General features: G+C 56.9%; 13 protein-coding genes. 6 read left to right on the forward strand and 7 right to left on the reverse strand.

The annotated features are described in order from the left end of the window. Positions 1-176: 176 nt before the first annotated feature. Positions 177-1,250: a copper-containing nitrite reductase gene (gene nirK, locus ACH9L7_RS16980; protein ID WP_396613628.1), complete on the reverse strand. Its 1,074-nt coding sequence runs from the start codon at positions 1,248-1,250 to the stop codon at positions 177-179. 204 nt (positions 1,251-1,454) lie between these two features. Here nirK and ACH9L7_RS16985 point away from each other — a divergent pair, with 204 nt between their 5' ends. After that, complete coding sequence (locus ACH9L7_RS16985) at positions 1,455-1,739, forward strand: CGCGG family rSAM-modified RiPP protein (RefSeq protein ID WP_396613629.1); 285 nt, start codon at positions 1,455-1,457, stop codon at positions 1,737-1,739. Positions 1,740-1,789: 50 nt separating this feature from the next. Here the strand turns inward: ACH9L7_RS16985 and ACH9L7_RS16990 are convergent, their stop codons facing one another. Continuing rightward, positions 1,790-2,161, reverse strand: coding sequence for an HVO_2142 family zinc finger protein (locus tag ACH9L7_RS16990; RefSeq protein ID WP_396613630.1), 372 nt, complete (start codon positions 2,159-2,161; stop codon positions 1,790-1,792). Between ACH9L7_RS16990 and ACH9L7_RS16995 the strand changes: the two genes are divergently transcribed. Next, positions 2,094-2,516, forward strand: coding sequence for a hypothetical protein (locus tag ACH9L7_RS16995; protein ID WP_396613642.1), 423 nt, complete (start codon positions 2,094-2,096; stop codon positions 2,514-2,516). The two genes, ACH9L7_RS16990 and ACH9L7_RS16995, sit on opposite strands and share 68 nt — an antisense overlap. Before the next feature lie 217 nt (positions 2,517-2,733). Here ACH9L7_RS16995 and ACH9L7_RS17000 read toward each other — a convergent pair whose 3' ends face one another. Next, a complete protein-coding gene (locus tag ACH9L7_RS17000) occupies positions 2,734-3,771 on the reverse strand; it encodes a M48 family metalloprotease (RefSeq protein WP_396613329.1) in 1,038 nt (345 codons plus the stop codon). Positions 3,772-3,869: 98 nt separating this feature from the next. Beyond that, positions 3,870-5,372 carry a hypothetical protein gene (locus ACH9L7_RS17005; protein WP_396613330.1) on the reverse strand — a complete coding sequence of 501 codons (1,503 nt, stop codon included), beginning with the start codon at positions 5,370-5,372 and terminating at the stop codon, positions 3,870-3,872. Positions 5,373-6,530: 1,158 nt separating this feature from the next. Between ACH9L7_RS17005 and ACH9L7_RS17010 the strand changes: the two genes are divergently transcribed. Together ACH9L7_RS17010 and ACH9L7_RS17015 are read left to right on the forward strand one after the other, a co-directional pair. Beyond that, entirely contained in the window at positions 6,531-7,349 is an 819-nt protein-coding gene (locus tag ACH9L7_RS17010; protein ID WP_396613331.1) for a DUF5821 family protein, read from the forward strand. A gap of 180 nt (positions 7,350-7,529) precedes the next feature. Further along, a complete protein-coding gene (locus ACH9L7_RS17015) occupies positions 7,530-8,507 on the forward strand; it encodes an AIR synthase-related protein (RefSeq protein ID WP_396613332.1) in 978 nt (325 codons plus the stop codon). Positions 8,508-8,648: 141 nt separating this feature from the next. Here the strand turns inward: ACH9L7_RS17015 and ACH9L7_RS17020 are convergent, their stop codons facing one another. Next, positions 8,649-9,812, reverse strand: coding sequence for a pyridoxal phosphate-dependent aminotransferase (locus ACH9L7_RS17020; protein ID WP_396613333.1), 1,164 nt, complete (start codon positions 9,810-9,812; stop codon positions 8,649-8,651). 158 nt (positions 9,813-9,970) lie between these two features. Continuing rightward, complete coding sequence (locus tag ACH9L7_RS17025) at positions 9,971-10,879, reverse strand: cation diffusion facilitator family transporter (protein WP_396613334.1); 909 nt, start codon at positions 10,877-10,879, stop codon at positions 9,971-9,973. A gap of 322 nt (positions 10,880-11,201) precedes the next feature. Here ACH9L7_RS17025 and ACH9L7_RS17030 point away from each other — a divergent pair, with 322 nt between their 5' ends. Beyond that, on the forward strand, positions 11,202-12,902 hold the full coding sequence (locus ACH9L7_RS17030; protein WP_396613335.1) for a histidine kinase N-terminal 7TM domain-containing protein: 1,701 nt from the start codon (positions 11,202-11,204) through the stop codon (positions 12,900-12,902). A 26-nt stretch (positions 12,903-12,928) separates the two neighbouring features. Here the strand turns inward: ACH9L7_RS17030 and ACH9L7_RS17035 are convergent, their stop codons facing one another. After that, the gene (locus ACH9L7_RS17035; RefSeq protein ID WP_396613336.1) at positions 12,929-13,915 is read right to left on the reverse strand and encodes a hypothetical protein; all 987 of its coding nucleotides are present in this window, start codon (positions 13,913-13,915) and stop codon (positions 12,929-12,931) included. Between the two features lie 140 nt (positions 13,916-14,055). Here ACH9L7_RS17035 and ACH9L7_RS17040 point away from each other — a divergent pair, with 140 nt between their 5' ends. Further along, the gene (locus ACH9L7_RS17040) at positions 14,056-16,161 is read left to right on the forward strand and encodes a hypothetical protein (protein WP_396613337.1); all 2,106 of its coding nucleotides are present in this window, start codon (positions 14,056-14,058) and stop codon (positions 16,159-16,161) included. The last annotated feature ends 36 nt before the right edge of the window (positions 16,162-16,197 follow it).

The raw sequence follows: 16,197 nt of genomic DNA on the forward strand, positions 1-16,197 counted from the left end.
GGCGTCGAGGGCCGTACGACAGTCGACAGTCGAGACGAAGTATCCCTCACAAAAAACCTGAGATACTGATTCTCGCGAGTTGGCTCTAAAACGAACATGTTCGTACCCCCGCCAAAATTCGCGGCGGTGGATAGCTCTACACCGGTGTGCGCAGGCCGACGCACACCCCCGAGTCGTTACTCAGGATTCGGGTCGAAGATTTCCGGGTTCTCCGGTCCCTCGGCACGGACGACGGCCATACATCCCTTCCGGGCGACGCGCGACAGCGAGTGGTCCACGAGTTTGAAGTCGCCCGGAACCGGGGAGTTCATCGTCGCAATCGCGGTGCTTCCCGGCGGGACGAGGCGCGTCTGGATGTGCGTCTGTGGGTCCATCGAGAGCGACCCGTCCGGGTAAAGCGTCTCCCAGACACTTCCGATGGGGTGGAAGCTACTGGAGAGGTTCGGCCCGCCGTCGACGAAGAACACGCGCACGGTTTCGCCAGTCTTGACCGTGGCGGCCGGACCGCGGCCAGCGTCCGTCCAGGCGAACTTCTCGCCGTTCATCACGACGTAGGTCGGTTCCTCGTCGCGCATCGCGGCGAAGTCGAACTTGTGGTGACCCTTCTTGCCGGCTTTCTTGTCCGTGTATATCTCGTGTTGTCCGATGTAGATTTCTTTGTCAACCTCTGGAAGCCCCTCTGGCGGTTCGACGAGGATGATACCGAACATCCCCGCGCTGATGTGCATGTCGAGGTTCGGAACCGCACAGTGGTAGATGTACGCGCCTGGATAGGTCGCCTTGAACCGGAGTTTCGTCGTTTCTCCGGGAGCAGTCATCGTCGCTTCGGCACCGCCACCCGGTCCGGCCACGGCGTGGAAGTCCACGTTGTGCGGCATGTTGTTCTCTTCCGGGTTCTCGAACGTCAGGTTCACCGTGTCCCCCTGTCGGACCCGAACCATCGGTCCCGGAACCGTCCCGTTGTAGGTCATATAGGTGAACGTGACACCTTTTTCGACCTCCGCAGTGACTTCCTCTGGGCGGAGCGTTACGTCGACTTCCGCCGGTTCGTTGCGGTCGATTGGACCCGGAATATCTGTCGGGTCTGCTGCGACCTGGTCGGCCGTAACCGGCTCCGACTGCTGCTTCGGAGTCGGCGTCTCATCGAGCGCCTGCGCTGCCGTTGGTGGCTTGGATGAACACCCCGCAAGCGATGCCACGCCGCCGAGCCCGAGAGCCTGTAACGTCCGTCGTCGAGTAGTATACGCCATCAGATGTCACCTTCCATTTGAATACTGGGAGTCAGGAGGCGTATACCCAGAAGGCGGTTTCTCCGTCCGGAGACGACAACCGAACATCTTCGTAAGATTGACGACTACAATTACCCGTTATTCTCGGGGTGATGTCGTTCGCGGGGGTGAGAGAACATGTTCGGGGTATTCCCCATCACTCGACCGGACGAATCAGCACGTGCCATGACCGACGCAATCGACGCCAACGCCGAAGTACACGACACGTCGTGGTCGGCCAATCTCGAACAATCCGAACACGCGGCGAGTCAGCGCCGCGTCGTGCGTGACGCCCTCGACGCTGTCGAACGGACAGCGAATGGCTGCCACGTCAATCTGGTGACGCACAAGAACCACGGCCACCCCGAGTCGTACCTCTATCCAGCCCTCGAACGCGAATTCGACGACGTGGACGTGGCGTTCGTCGACCAGTGTGGGTGCGGAGGGTTCGTTACGCGCGTGCACGTGTAGGTGAGCGCACCCGCTCACCGTCGAACGAGAACGGTACCCGACAGACGCGGTCAGTCTGTTCCTACGAATCGGTCGCGGCGGTATCGGCAGTGTTTGCAGAAGAATTGTGCCATGCCAGCGGGTTGGACGCCACTAAATAGCATTTCCGCACCACAATCAGGACACCACTCGGAGTGCCCGTCTTGTGCGTGGTCCGTACTCATACCACGTCCATACGAGTACGGGTTTATTACATTAACGATTGTGGACAATGTAGTAGTCGTGACTGTCAAGAAGACTTGAATGGCTTCACGTGTTGGACAGGCGGCTACGCTGGGGGAGAGACCTATAATCAGAGACGGTGGTCGCTTACGTATGCGAATACCAACGTTAGTTGTCGTATTCGTCGGTTCGAGAGAAGGGTGGACGCGATGCGGCAGCATAACGGTCGTGGCTTTGTTTGCTGTATTGCTCGGCTATGTAGCCGACCTCTTAGGGCGGAGCGCGTTTGCAATCGCAGGTCCAGCGCCGCCGGTCGCTGCTGCGCTCGTCACACTCGTCCTTGGAATCTTCATCGGCTACCGGTACACCGGAATGCTGATTGCGTGGGTAACCGGTCTCGGGATTCATCTCATGACAGCGGTAGCGTATCTGTTGGAAGTCAGGACAACAGCTCCGGTCGCGTTTCTCCTTACACGCTTGGTGGATCTCATCGCGTGGTACGGTCTCGGTTTCAGCACGATTGGATTCGTCGTCGGATGGGGAACCGACTCTATTTGGGCTCGAATACGTGTGTGAACTGGCGTAACCCGGTGATAGCTGGCAACGTTTGATTTCGAGGACGTGCGAGGTAGTCGAACGTGTCGCGTTCGTCTGAAACAGACAGTCCCGCCAGAGCAAAGGCGACGAGCGTCGTTACGAAAACCCTCACTTCGAGCCTCGTCGAAAGAAACGTGTCGAGCCAGTACCACACATCAATCATAGTGCACTCTCGTCGATTGCCCGTTGTATACTTTCAGCCCGCAACTTCTTGGTCGGCGGCGAGTCCCCTCAGATACGAGATACGCTCGTCAGTCGAGGGGTGACTTTCGGGAAAGAGGTCACGACTGATGAGTGCGTCGTCACCGTCGGTGAACATTGGCGTATCCAGCGGTGCGAGGTAGAGCGCTTCGATACCCCCATCGAGTTCGCGGAGGTCGCGGTCCGGTATCGTTGGTATCGTCTCGTCTATCGTGGCGAGTGCACTCGCGAGTGCGAGCGGATTGCCGGTGATGTTGGCAGCACCGCGGTCAGCCGCCTGTTCGCGATACTGCGAGAGCAATCGGAACAGTAGGAAACTCCCAATCCAGAAGATAGCGGAGATGAGGATGGTCAACACGGCGGAGACGACAAACAAGACGATTACCGCGAGAAGTGGTCGGATATCGTCGCTATCGCTGTGATGGAAGTGGCCGACAACGTCCCACAACCCCCCGAGGAGCGTGTATGCCGCCACGGCGACAACGTAAGTGAACGAGGGAAGTACGTAGGCGACAGACATCACGACTGCGTCGCGGTTCTTCACGTGGGCCAATTCGTGGGCGAGGACGGCGTTGAGTTCGTCACCATCGAGTGTGTCGAGAAGCCCTTGGGTGACAACCACCGTTGCTGCAGACTGCGACCGCCCCGTGGCGAACGCGTTCGGGACCGAAGACGGCGAGATGGCAAGTTTCGGTGCCGCGAGGTCGACCTGCTGAGAGAGTCGGCGGAGTCGCGTGTGAAGGTTCGGATAGTCCTCGGGCGTGACCCGTTTCGCACCAACCGAGTGGAGTGCGAGGCGGTCAGCGAACAGATACTGAACCCCGAGTCCACAGACCGTGAGCACGAAGATGACCGGGAGACTGACCGTCAACTGCCAGTCAATCCGCGTCTCGAAGAGAACCTCTGCGAGTGGGACGATAATGTGTGTAATCGTCCAACTGAGCGTATATACGAACGCGAGTGGCAAGAGGGCCAAGAGGGAGATGGCAACCGCCATGCGAACCTGGAGGGCTCTGTCGGGGTCCCACTGCATAGCGTGAGATATCCCCACATCCCACTTCAGCGTTTCAGTTCGACAACAACTCTTGTCGCGACGACGCACCGAGTTCGAGTCGAGACGGTCACAGCCGATTAGTCGTGGAGTTCAGACAAATCACTCTCTCGACTCCACTCCACTGACCCGGCAAAGCGCAGCGGGACGTCCTCGAGAGACAAGAAGTGACTGAGCTCTTGCGAACTCAGTGCGAATGGACCGTGGCTATCGGATGTGAGGTAGTAGGTGTCAGAGGGACCGATCTGAAGCGAAAAGAGCGACCCCATTCCAAGGGTCTTCGTCGGATACGTCTCGACGATGGTCTGCCACGTTTCGCTCACGTCAGTAACCTCGACAAGGTATGGCGTCCCGCTTTCGGCTTGGACGAGCGCCACACCATCGTCGCCAATCGTGGAGTATTGACCCCCAGTAATGCTGAGACTCCGAGCAATGTCGAGTCCAGACCGGATTGTAAACCCCTGATTCAGCAGTTTCGCAAGCATCGAACCGACTTCTGTCGCACTTTGGCTGTTGACCTTCGACAGCGTGACGACACCACCGACAGCGCCTTTCTGTACCAGTAGCTTCCCTTGCGTATAGGATTGGCAGGCGTTCAGGAAGAACGTCTCGACATTCACTTGGTCGATAGTCGCCACGTCGAGATAGCCATCGGTGCACTCGATGCCGTCGTGGGTGGCGTGGCCGATGTAGTGAAGAAAATCAATCTCCGATTCGAGGAGTTCGGCGAGCGTCTGTTTCGAGACAGGGTCGTACACCTCCAAATCGAACTCGATTCTGTCTCGGTTCCCGTAGACGGTCTGAATCGCTTGGAGTTCGTCGACCATCCGAACGTCATTGTAGACGATAGCGACCGTGAGCGGTCTGTCAGTGGGATGTTTCTCCTGGCGATTGAGACATCCGGGGCGCATAAACGAGTTCGCGTTCAGTGCAACTCCGTCACCGACGTAGCTGTGATGTCGAGATGCGTCCTTCTCGACCCGAACAACCGTTTCGTTGTTTGGGAGAATCGAGTCGGGGTGTGCTGTTTCCCCACCACTGTCCCCGGACGGGGATCTGAGAAAGAGGTCGACTGCCGCTGATTTCAACTTCGTATCGGAGACTTCGCGGGTTGTATTCGTGCGAATCACCGCAAGTTCATCTAAGAGGTACGGGAGGGCTTCGACACTTTCCGGAGTGGGTCGCACGTGGCCAGTCAGCAACCATTGAGGGGCCCGGTCTTCGAGTGTATCTGCATCGAGTTCTAGATAGGTTTGGACCTGACTGGCAGTATCGAGTTGATACAACTCGTCGATATCGATGGGGAACGAGTTTCGAATCGCTTCGCTCCCGTCGAGGTGAACCGGGTAGAGGCCTGCTGTTCTAACGACACAGTCACAATAGAATACGCGTTTGAGAATCTCCGCCAACGTAGTCTCGTACTCGTCACCGAGTGGGTAGGCGGTATCACCGACGACGAGCTTAGGGGCGGTAGTGAAATCGATATCTGCTCGGAGATAGTAGGCGAGCGGTGCTGCAGCGAGAATCCCGCTGATAGCCTTTGGGACGAGAATCGAGATATCGGACGTACGTAGCGGTCCCACTGCCGACAGGTCCACTTCGTTACTAAGCTCGATTTCAGGAGGGTGTGGGCGCAAAAGCGGATAGGAACGTTCTGGTGAGTCTAACTGGTCGACAGAGAGCGCCGTGACCGCCGTTGCGAGGTCCTCTAGTCGGCTGGTCGTTTTGATCGTTGCTGACGGCTGATTGCTGTGAGCACGTGCTGCGAGTCGGACGTTCGAAACACTGGGCAATTCAATCGTAACGGAGTCGTCTCGAGCGGTAATCGTAAACGCGCTTTGGAAGTGAAGATACGATTTGACTGCAGTGCCTAGCTCCAGATAATACCCTGCTGTTGGAAATGTCGCACGGGAATTGTGGGTTACGTGGTCAATCATGTCTTGGCTCGCTGACCGAATAACCACTGGGACGAAGTTCGGAATCGTGATTTGAGATGTGCGAACCGAAACCTCTGCCGATACTGGAAACTGAGTGAATGAAGAATCAGAGACCTGTGGTTCGTCGAGCGGCTTAAAAACGAATTGAGAAGCAGTAGCGTTGATCGTGTCTCGAACAACCACAGTTGAGTCATCGGTATTCGTGTCGAACACGACCTTATTCATTGATTGATGATTCGTCGGGAGTGAACAAGTAAAAGCTACGTATTCACTATGCAGCAGCTAGTACCCAATTTATTTTAATTATATTTGTACAATATAAAGTAACATAATTCAGATGACAATATTCTGTAAATACCAACAGTGTATTCAGAAATTCCAGTCAATCGCGGGATTATAGACACTGATATTGATAATTCGTTTGGTCATGATAATTGTATGAATCATTAATCATACATTCCGTTTACAGTAGTAAAATAAAATCTATTCTTTGAAAGCATAAATGACATTATGTTAATGTCGGGTTTTACATAATACGAAACGTGTGAGAATGTCTGTCGTCGATGAAGTTCCAAACTATCGTGACAAAAGACGACCTGAACGTCAAACTCACACACTTCGCGTTTAGCGGACTGTTAGTCGCTTGGAGTATTATCAGCCAAGTTGCTGGTGGCGGCGGGACGATTGGTGGTCCATAAACAGTAGAGAAAGCCACCAGCAGGCAGTTTGTGTAGCGTTGGTCGAACCGAGCGGCCAACATTATAATTATAAGACTTATTTTATGCGCGCCAACATGACACGAACATGGGACAGACCTCGCGCGCAGGCGTTTATAAGGACCTTCTTACAGATTCCCTGTCGGAAGCGGTCGACGAGATGATTATCGCGACATCTCAACTTACTGTAATCGAGACGTTGGTCGAAGAAATTGGGTCGAGTGATGACGTTCCGAATCAGATAAAACTCATCACCACTCGGGACACATTACAAAAAGCAGATTCTAATTTTGTCGTCTCTAGTCGACTGAACCAGTACTTTGATGAAGGTATCCTCAACATTCGAACACACCCTGAAGACCACCCACCCGCTGTCTTCGTGACCGTCAATCAAATTACGTACGTCCACCCAACGAGTGGTGGTGAAGGCATCCTTATGTCAACCGAGGATGAAGAAGTCGTTATCTCGGTTCGCGAACAGTATATTACTCGCTGGAAAAACGGCGGCCAATTCCAACTTTCAAACCCATCATATGCACGGATGCTAGAAAGCATCGGCCAGGACCTCGGTGGTTCGATGCAGGAGAGTATTCAATCCGTGTTCGAGTCTGCTGGACTGAGCCAGCGTGATGGAACCCAAATGGACGAGGTTGATGTCTACCTGCTGATGGGTGCCCTCAACGAAAAGCAATTCTATCAAGTGTGCAGTTGGGGCGAGGATATGGGAATTGCAAGCCGCGCAAAGTTCTCCAATCACAAACGTGCTTTAGAAGACGCCGGTCTGGTTACCACTGAGAAAGTTGCCACCGACGTTGGTCGCCCCCGTCAACGACTCCTCCTGGCGAAAGAGACACTAAAGAACGCATCACCACAAGAGGTAATCCAAGTCGCGCAATCCGTCGTCTGAGACCACTCACTCGGTGTGACTGGCCACAATACGTTCAGTTTCACAGTTACTAACGGCCTGTACTGTCTCAGGTGGTTCGTGGGGTTCCGTAGGTGAGAGAGCAGACAGACAACTGCACGTACGGAGACCTCGTGTTCCATTCTCGGAACGCACAATAGTGCCGCTCCCCTCAACGAGGCCATGGCCAAGTTTTCGCCCACCGACCTCGACCACTACGTGTTCTCTCGGACGGGCGCTCGTGACGACAGACTTCGTGTCGGTGCTCGTTACGCCGAAGATGCCGCTGCCGTTTCGATTGACGAAACGACACTGGTCATCAGTAGCGACCCTATCTCACTGGCTGCGGCCCGAATCGGCACACTCGGCGTCGCCATTGCGAGCAACGATATCGCCGCATGTGGTGGGCGGCCCGAATGGCTCGTGAGTACGATTCTGCTTCCTGAGCCGGATATCGAACTTCTCGACGATATCACCGCGCAACTCGATGCCGAAGCAGAGCGACTCGGAATCAGTATTGTCGGCGGGCACACCGAGACGGTGAGCAGCCTCTCGCGGCCGCTTCTCTCGCTTACCTGCATGGGGCCAACCGACCGCTATGTTCCGACTGCAGGTGCAGAACACGGCGATGTCGTTCTCCTCACGAAAGGAGCGGGTATCGAAGGGACGGGGGTCCTCGCGACAGATTTCCGTGCCGACCTCGACGCTGCGGGCGTCGAGAGTGCAACGATTGACCGGGCAATCGAGTTCTTCGATGATATCAGTGTCCTTCCCGAATCCGCTGTGCTCGCCCCCGTTGCGACTTCGATGCACGACCCAACAGAGGGCGGTGTTCTCAATGGATTAGTCGAACTCGCCTGCGCCTCAGGCGTTCAGGTCGAAGTGGAAAGCACAGACGTTCCTATCCGACCCGAAACCCAGACACTCTGTGCAGCCATGGATGTCGACCCACTTCGAGTACTGGGTTCGGGTGCACTGCTCGCAACGGTTCCACGTGACGAAGCAACTGCTGCACTCGCGGCGCTCGAAACAGAAGGCATCGAAGCGACGGCTATCGGGCGAGTTGACGCCGAAGTCGACGAAAGTGAAGTCGGCGTTGTGTACGATGGCCGACAGTACGCAACTGCCGTCCAAGACGACATGTACACTCTGTGGGACTGAGATAGGAGTACAACAATTCGACGCACTGCCAATTGTATCGCGAGTCCACCAGTTCCAAAGATACACCTGTACCTGAAATATGAATTCTGGAGATATTCTCACCGATAGTCTCGAAGGGTGAGTCCACGGCAGGGAACCACCCTACCAGAATCGGTTCTGGGCGAGACGGTCGAGCGCCTCGTCAATCGTGGCTTCGTTGCGAGAGAACGTGAATCGAACCCAGTCTGCAGTCCCTTCCGTATAGAAGCTACTCCCCGGAACCGCAGCGACACCAGCCTCGCGAATGAGACGAAGGGCAAACTCGGTGTCGTCTAGGTCACCTGGATACCGAGTGAGCATGTAGTACGCACCGTCTGGTTTGACAGGGTCGAGACCAACGTCTCGGAGACCGTCGTAGAGTTTGTCGCGGCGGCGTTCGTACGATGCAGAGAGGTCAGCGTAGTAGTCATCAGGAAGGGACAGTGCCTCGACACCAGCGTTCTGGAACGGGGTTGGCGCACAGATACTCGTGTAATCGTGGACCTTGCGGAGTTCAGCGGAGAGCGGTTCGGGCGCGAGGGCGAAGCCGACGCGCCAACCAGTCACAGAATACGTCTTCGACATGCCCGTACAGACGACAGTACGCTCGGCGAGCCCATCGACTTCGACGGGACTGACGTAGTCGTCTGTATAGACGATGTGCTCGTAGATTTCGTCGGTGACGACGATAAGGTCCTCCGCGGTTGCGATGTCGGCGACGAGTTCGAGTTCGCTGGGCGTGAAGACGTTGCCCGTTGGGTTGTGCGGATGGTTGAGGATGAGAATCGAGGCGTCCTCGGCGGCCGCTTGGAGTGCATCCGGGTCGATTTCGAGACCGTCCGTGATGTCGAGTGGAATCAGGGTCCCCCCGGCGAACTGGACCGCGGGAATGTAACTCTCGTACGTCGGTTCGAAGTAGATGACGCCGTCGCCGGGGTCGCAAAGCGAGAGGAGTGTGGAGACGATTGCCTCGCTCGTGCCGGACGTGACAGTCACTTCAGTCTCAGAGTCGTAAGAAACGCCCTTCCAGTCCGCGTATTGGTCCGCGATTACCTGTCGAAACTCCGGAAGCCCCCACGTAATCGTGTACTGACTCGACGTGTCAATCGCATCTTTCGCGGCTTGTTTCACCCGCGCTGGCGTTTCGTCCTCGTCGGGGATTCCCTGTGAGAGATTGATTGCGTCGTGTTTGTGCGCCTCGCGCGTCATCTCTCGGATGACGGATTCACGCATTCCTGTGACGCGTTCGCTACCTATCGGTCGAGAAATCGAGGGAGGATTCGGCATACAATGAGTGAGTGTGACTCGCACATCAATTCAGGTGGTTTTACAACAGCGTTCGGGTGTTCAGGTCGGCTTGGTCAGTTTAATCTGTGATGGCGGAAGTCTCTCGGAATTGGATACACCGTCGGTTTGCGGCCGTCGACCGTTGCGCTCGCCCGTCGTCAATGTGTATGCGCCCGAGAATCGCGCCCATCACGTGGTTCGTCTACCAACTCCACAGTGACGTGGTTGATTCCCAGTTCGGCGAGACGAGTGTGGATTGCGGCCCTCGTTCGCTGACGGTCTTCGAGTGACCTCGACGAATCACGGACGGTGAGCGTTGCGACGGTGAGTTGACTGCAGACCTGCCAGACGTGAAGGTCCTCGACAGCGCTGACACTCTCGATGTCCAGGACAGTTTGCCGAACGTTGTCTGGTGGAATCGGGCTTCGTTCGAGGAGAATCGACGTGCTTTCGCGGAGCACACGGGCCGCAGACCAGAAGACGAGAACCGCGATGAATATAGCAGCAATGGGGTCGACCACAGGAAGGTCGAACACTGCGACTGCAATCGTCGAGACAATCACGGCAATCGACCCGCCCGCGTCACCAAGGAGATGGTAGAACGCCCCGCGTTCGTTCAGGCTCATTTCGTCACCTCGAAGCACAGCCACAGAGCCGAGATTGATACCGAGGCCACCGACTGCGATGACGAGCGTCAGTATGGGGTCAATTTCGACAGGGCTGTTGAATCGCCGCAGGGATTCGTACACGATGTACCCAACCATCGGCAGTAGCAAGACCCCATTCAAGAACGCTGCAATCGGTTCCAGACGGTGGAGCCCGAAGGACCATTCCGCTCCCCCTTCAAAGCGCTCTACCGTATAGCTCGCGCTGAAGGCCATCGCGTAGGCGAGCATATCGAACAACATGTGCATCGCGTCACTCAACAACGCGACCGAACCGAACAGAAGCCCGCCAGCGAGTTCGAGGAGAAACCCGACGAGGTTGATGCCAGCGACGACCGCAAGTTTCCGCGACCCAACGTTTGCCCCCGCAAGTTGCTGTTCACTGTGGTCGTGTGACTCCATGTACAGCGCCTCTCCGTCTGTGTTGTTGGCTTCCAACCCTGAAATAAGGCGATGGAGCTAGTAGTAGTGTGGTTCGCAAAACGGGACGACAGGAATGTTCCGGACGTGAAACGCCTCGCCCTCGCGTTCGACGGTCACGTTTTCGCGGGGTTCACGCCCGATACCGCTTTCAGAGGGGCCAACAAGTCGGGTTAGAAGCCAGTAGTCGTATACTGGATTAGAGTAGTAGAATTGCTAAACTTCACCGTGAAAACGCATATTATAATAGATTACTGAATACTGGACAGTAGGAGACTACATTGGCTGCTGACTGGACCATCATATGACTACCGCCGCACTCGCCGTCTCGGTCTTCGAACTGAGTATCGGGGTCGTCTGTCTCGCGATTGCAGCACTAGCATGGCCCTACCGCAGGCAACCGGGTGGACGCCCTCTGGTCGTGATGACGCTTTCGGCGGCAGTCTGGGCAAGTGCAGCAGGTGTGGCGTCGCTCGTCGTCGACCCGGACGTGACACGAGCGGCGCAACTCACCGTGTACGGTGCGTCTGGCCCGGCCGCAGTGGCGTGGCTGTACGTCGTCGTCGAGTACAGCGACCGCAAGTGGTGGCAAAAAACGCGCGTCGTTGGAACGCTCCTCGGAGCCATCGGTATCGAGTGGGTACTCATCTTCACGAACTCGTGGCATCACCTGTACGTCACAGGCATGCAGAGTATCCCACAGTCAGGGCTGATTGACCCGACGCCCGGTGTGTTGCTCTACGGCTTTACCCTGTGGAGACTCGGACTCATCGTAGCTGGGCTGAGTATTCTTCAACAGCAGTACGTGCGGACGCAGGGTGTTAGCAAAGTCCAGTCAGTAGCGATGGTGTTCACCGGGGTCTTACCAGTGACGGCCGCTCTCCTCGAATTATTCGACCTCATCGTGGTTCCGGGATTCGATTTCAGTGTCGTCGGTATCGTGGTCGGGTCCGGAATCGTCCTGTGGGCACTGTTTTACGCCGACTTCCTGGAATTCGTTCCAATTGCCCGAGAGACACTGTTCGAGAATATGACCGACCCGGTCGTTGCAGTCGATACGGATGGTCGCGTCGTCGACCTCAACCGACGGGCGAAAATGCTCTTCGGCGTCGGGGACGGCGCAATCGGGAAGCCAGCGACGGCAGTCTTCGAACAGTATCCAGATATCTCCATCGAGCAGATTCGGGCGGCGACGGGTCCAATCGATATTTCGGCTGAAATCGACGGCATCCAGTACCAGTACGAGTTGGCTGTCTCACCAATCGTTCCCCGCGGCGCTCACACCGCCACGGATGGGGGCGTGGACAACGCATCACTCGGCTTCTTACTGGTGTTCCGAGACGTAACGCTGCAAAAGCAACGTGAGCAGGACATCGAACGGAAAAACGACCGACTGGAGCAGTTCGCATCGGTCGTGAGCCACGACCTGCGAAACCCGCTGAACGTCGCCCAAGGGTGGTTGGAAGTCGCACAGGACGAACACGACAGTGGCTACCTAGACACTGTTTCCCAGGCACACGAACGGATGGAGCTTCTCATCCAGAATCTCTTGACGCTCGCCCGGTCGGGGAACGCGATTAGCTCGACCGAACCGGTCGAGGTTTCCGAACTCGTTCGAGAGTGTTGGCAGACTGTTGCTACAGCAAACGCGACAGTGACCGTAGACACCGACCTGACGGTTCAGGCAGACCGACCCCGACTTCAGGAGTTACTCGAGAACGTCCTCCGGAACGCTGTCGACCACGGTGGACCGAATGTGACGATTACTGTCGGCAGTCTCGACGAAAAGCGCGGGTTCTACGTCGCCGACAACGGCAGCGGCATCCCGGCCGACGCACGCGAACAAATCTTCGAGAGTGGGTACTCAACGGGGCAGGACGGGACTGGCCTCGGGTTAGCAATCGTCGCCGAGATTGCGGCGGCGCACGGCTGGACAGTCGCAGTCACCGAAAGTGACGACGGCGGCGCACGCTTCGAATTTGTGACCGGGCACACAGATACGTAACTGTGGTTTTCGACTGTTCGGACCGACTACTCGTCCGCTGACAAGCGGTGCTCGAAGAGCCGCTCACCGGTCTCCTCACAGGTGAGTGCGAGTACCGTATGCGAACTACAACACGATTCGACGACCTCTTCACCCATGTGAACGTCGCCGCCGGTGGTCGGACACGTCTCGAGGAACATCCGCAACCCGTTGAGAATCGCGCCTTTCGTCTCGGAGTCGTAGTCGCTCCACTCCGATATCCGGGGTGCAAGCACGCGACTGGCTCCGATGTCTGCGATAAGCGCCGCACTGGATGGCCACTGTCCGAGCCACGTGGCGTCGGATTTGAGAATTTGTGTCTCACCGCGAGTCATAAGTTCGAGAGACTCGGGTTCAGCGTCCATTCCGAAAGCGTCCGTGACGGCCTCGGGCGAGATATCCGAATCAGCGAGCGACGTGGTTTTATCCATCCACTCGGCCTCGAAATCGTCAGTCAAACAGAGGTCTGACCCATCCTGGCAGAGCTCCAGAATATCGTGAGTCGTGAAGAACGTCTCGAGGTCATCCTCCGAGGCGATGGGTACGCGCTCGGATTCGTCGTCGCTCGCGGACGGCTCCGTGTGGTCCGTCTCTGAAGCACTCGATGGCGACGTATTGGGTGTCCCAGTCGTGTCCGTCGCGCCCGTCTCGTCCGCGGTGGTGCGCTGCGACGAGTGGTCAGTGGTGCACGACATCGCCTCTTGACCACCGAATCCAGCAGCAACCGCTGGCTGTGGGTCCTTTCCGAACCATCGCAGGACTTCCGGCGGAAGATATCGCTTTGTTAGGGTCGGCGTCCCAGGAACGAGATAGCCGCGGAGATAAATCAGTCCAATCGAGAGACCGACTGCGACGACCCCACCGAGTTTTGACTTCCGTGCGACGACGGAACCAAGGAGCCCCGCGATAAGGAGGTTCAATACCGTACACGGCTCACATCGGTTCTCGCCGGTGTATTCCGGTTGGTGGAGTGCCTCGACGACGTCGAGTTTCATGTGACACACACAAATAGTTAATTTGTTATCTACTTTTTGCACCAGAGATTTGTGCAACGTTATCAAGTATTCAACCAATAATTTATATAATAAAATATAGATACATTTAAATATGTAGTGTAGTTGGAAAGTAATTGTTGATGTCAAAAGAGTCTGACTCTTCCAAAGGCATTTCGCGGCGAAATGTACTCAGAACACTCGGTACGGTCGGTGTGACTGCAGTCGCCGGTGCAGGAAGTGCAGGCAGCGCGTCCGCACAGATGAGCGATACGGTGGAGCGCGGGTCGCTCGATTCGGACGCTACCCGGCGGACGATTACAATCAAAGCCACCGAGCAAGTCAGCTACGAATTTTCCGTCTCCGGTGTGTTGGTCGCCGCCGACGCACCCAGTGATGCCGTCGGCAGTGGTACGGCTGCCGCGACGGTCAACAATGCAACCCACAGATACGAATTTAGTGGCGAGTTTACCGAATTCGATGTGTCTGGTGAACCAGCGATTCGTGTCGACGGCGAGTCGTTCTCTCCCGACTCGTATCTCGACCAGACCGTCGAAATCATTCCCCGTGGGTCCACATCGGTCGACATCTCGGCCAGTGGACGAATCGAAGCGAACGCTCCGGGGCGTAGCCGAGGGGCCGAGAAATCCGGGAAAGCGGCAGACAACGGGCCGGGTGCCCTGGACCGCGTGAACGGCCGGACGCTCCGCGGGACCATCAACACCCCCGTTTCGCTGTCATACACTGGCGAGCTAACGTACTTCGACGCCGATGGTGACGCTCACGTCAAAAAGAACGGCGAACGAGTCGATGCCGCGGACGTGCTCCCGTCGTCCTTACCCGGCAGCGTCACTGTCACTGGGGCCGGTGAGTCCTTCGAGGTCGAAACAAGCGACCGCACACGGGCGGACGACTCCAATGCGACTGCGCAGGAAGGGTCGATAACCGGGACTGCAACCGAGAGCGGAACTGAAGCACGCTACGACGGCAACCTCGTCTCCGTCGGCCAAGCGGGTGCAACCGCAACTATCAGCACCGAAGCAAAACGCGTCATCTGTGCCGCCCCGTCGGACAGTGCGGTCGAATTTACCATCGACGCGACGGAGGCACTCCTGTACGAGGATGCCGTCCACGAGACGCTGACTACGACGGTCGAAGCGGGGAGTACAGAGCGTATCAAGTTCCTCGGCGAGGTGACGAGTCTCGGAGTCGGCGGTGTCGCTTTCGACTTCGACGCAGAGCGCTACCCGGATGCCGCAGTGTCGGCGCGACTCCAGACGGGCGCAGCCTTCGAGCGCACCGACGCATTCGACCGCGCTGCAACTGCTTCCGATGGACGCGTTCGTCACGACGCCGACGGCATCTACGTCGTCTCGAACACGACCGGCAACGAACCGAACGATTCGGCTATCTACAACTTGACCGACCTCGAACGGGGCGACGAGGCGACTGTGACGATTACGAAGCAGCGACACTCCGGCGAGGTGACGAACGTCGAAACCGTCTACGAGTGGAAGACGAAGTTCGAAACCACGTCGAAGGTGACGCTCGAATCCCTGCAGTTGGTCGGTGCCGCGAGCGTCCAATCTGCGTCCTTCGAGACCACTACCAGAGAGTACGACGTTCCGGAGGAGCGACTCCGAACGGCAAGTGGCACGGTCCGAACCCAGGGCCTAATCGACGATGCGAAGGACTTCCTCGGCGATATCTGGGACAGCCTGACTGGCATCGTCAACGACATCGCCGGTCTCACAGACAGCATGTTGAAGGAAGCTATCAAGGCCGCAGATGTCGACATGGACGAACTCGCTGTGACGAGCGGTCAAATCGTCTGTAACTCGATTACGGCATTCCAGGACCTGGCGACGGAGTTCATCAACACGAAGTACGTCTACGACGTGGCGCGCTGGAGCGATGTCGACCTCGGAAAGCTCCTGTGGAAGGTCCGACTGACCGGCTACGATTCGGTCGTGTCGGTTGCGACCAGCAACGCACTCGCCGAGTTCGGTGATGGTGACTGGTCCTGTGGAAGCTGTATCACCGTCATTCGACTAGCCCTCGACGTTGGTATCTGTGGATTCGGCGTGAGCGCCTTCTGCGCCGGGACGAACTGGTGGAACCTCGGTCTCGGTGCTGCCCCGTGTACCATCGCACTGGGTGCGCTCTGTTCGCTCGCGGTTGCGACCCTCCCGGATGCCAGAGACATGTGTTCGGCCGCGAACGAGCCGACCGGTTGGTCCGTCTGTTAGGCCACAAGTAGTGTCTCGCTCCGGGCGCTCGGAAGC

The sequence above is a fragment of the Haloferax sp. S1W genome (genome assembly GCF_044593955.1).
Classification (GTDB): domain Archaea; phylum Halobacteriota; class Halobacteria; order Halobacteriales; family Haloferacaceae; genus Haloferax.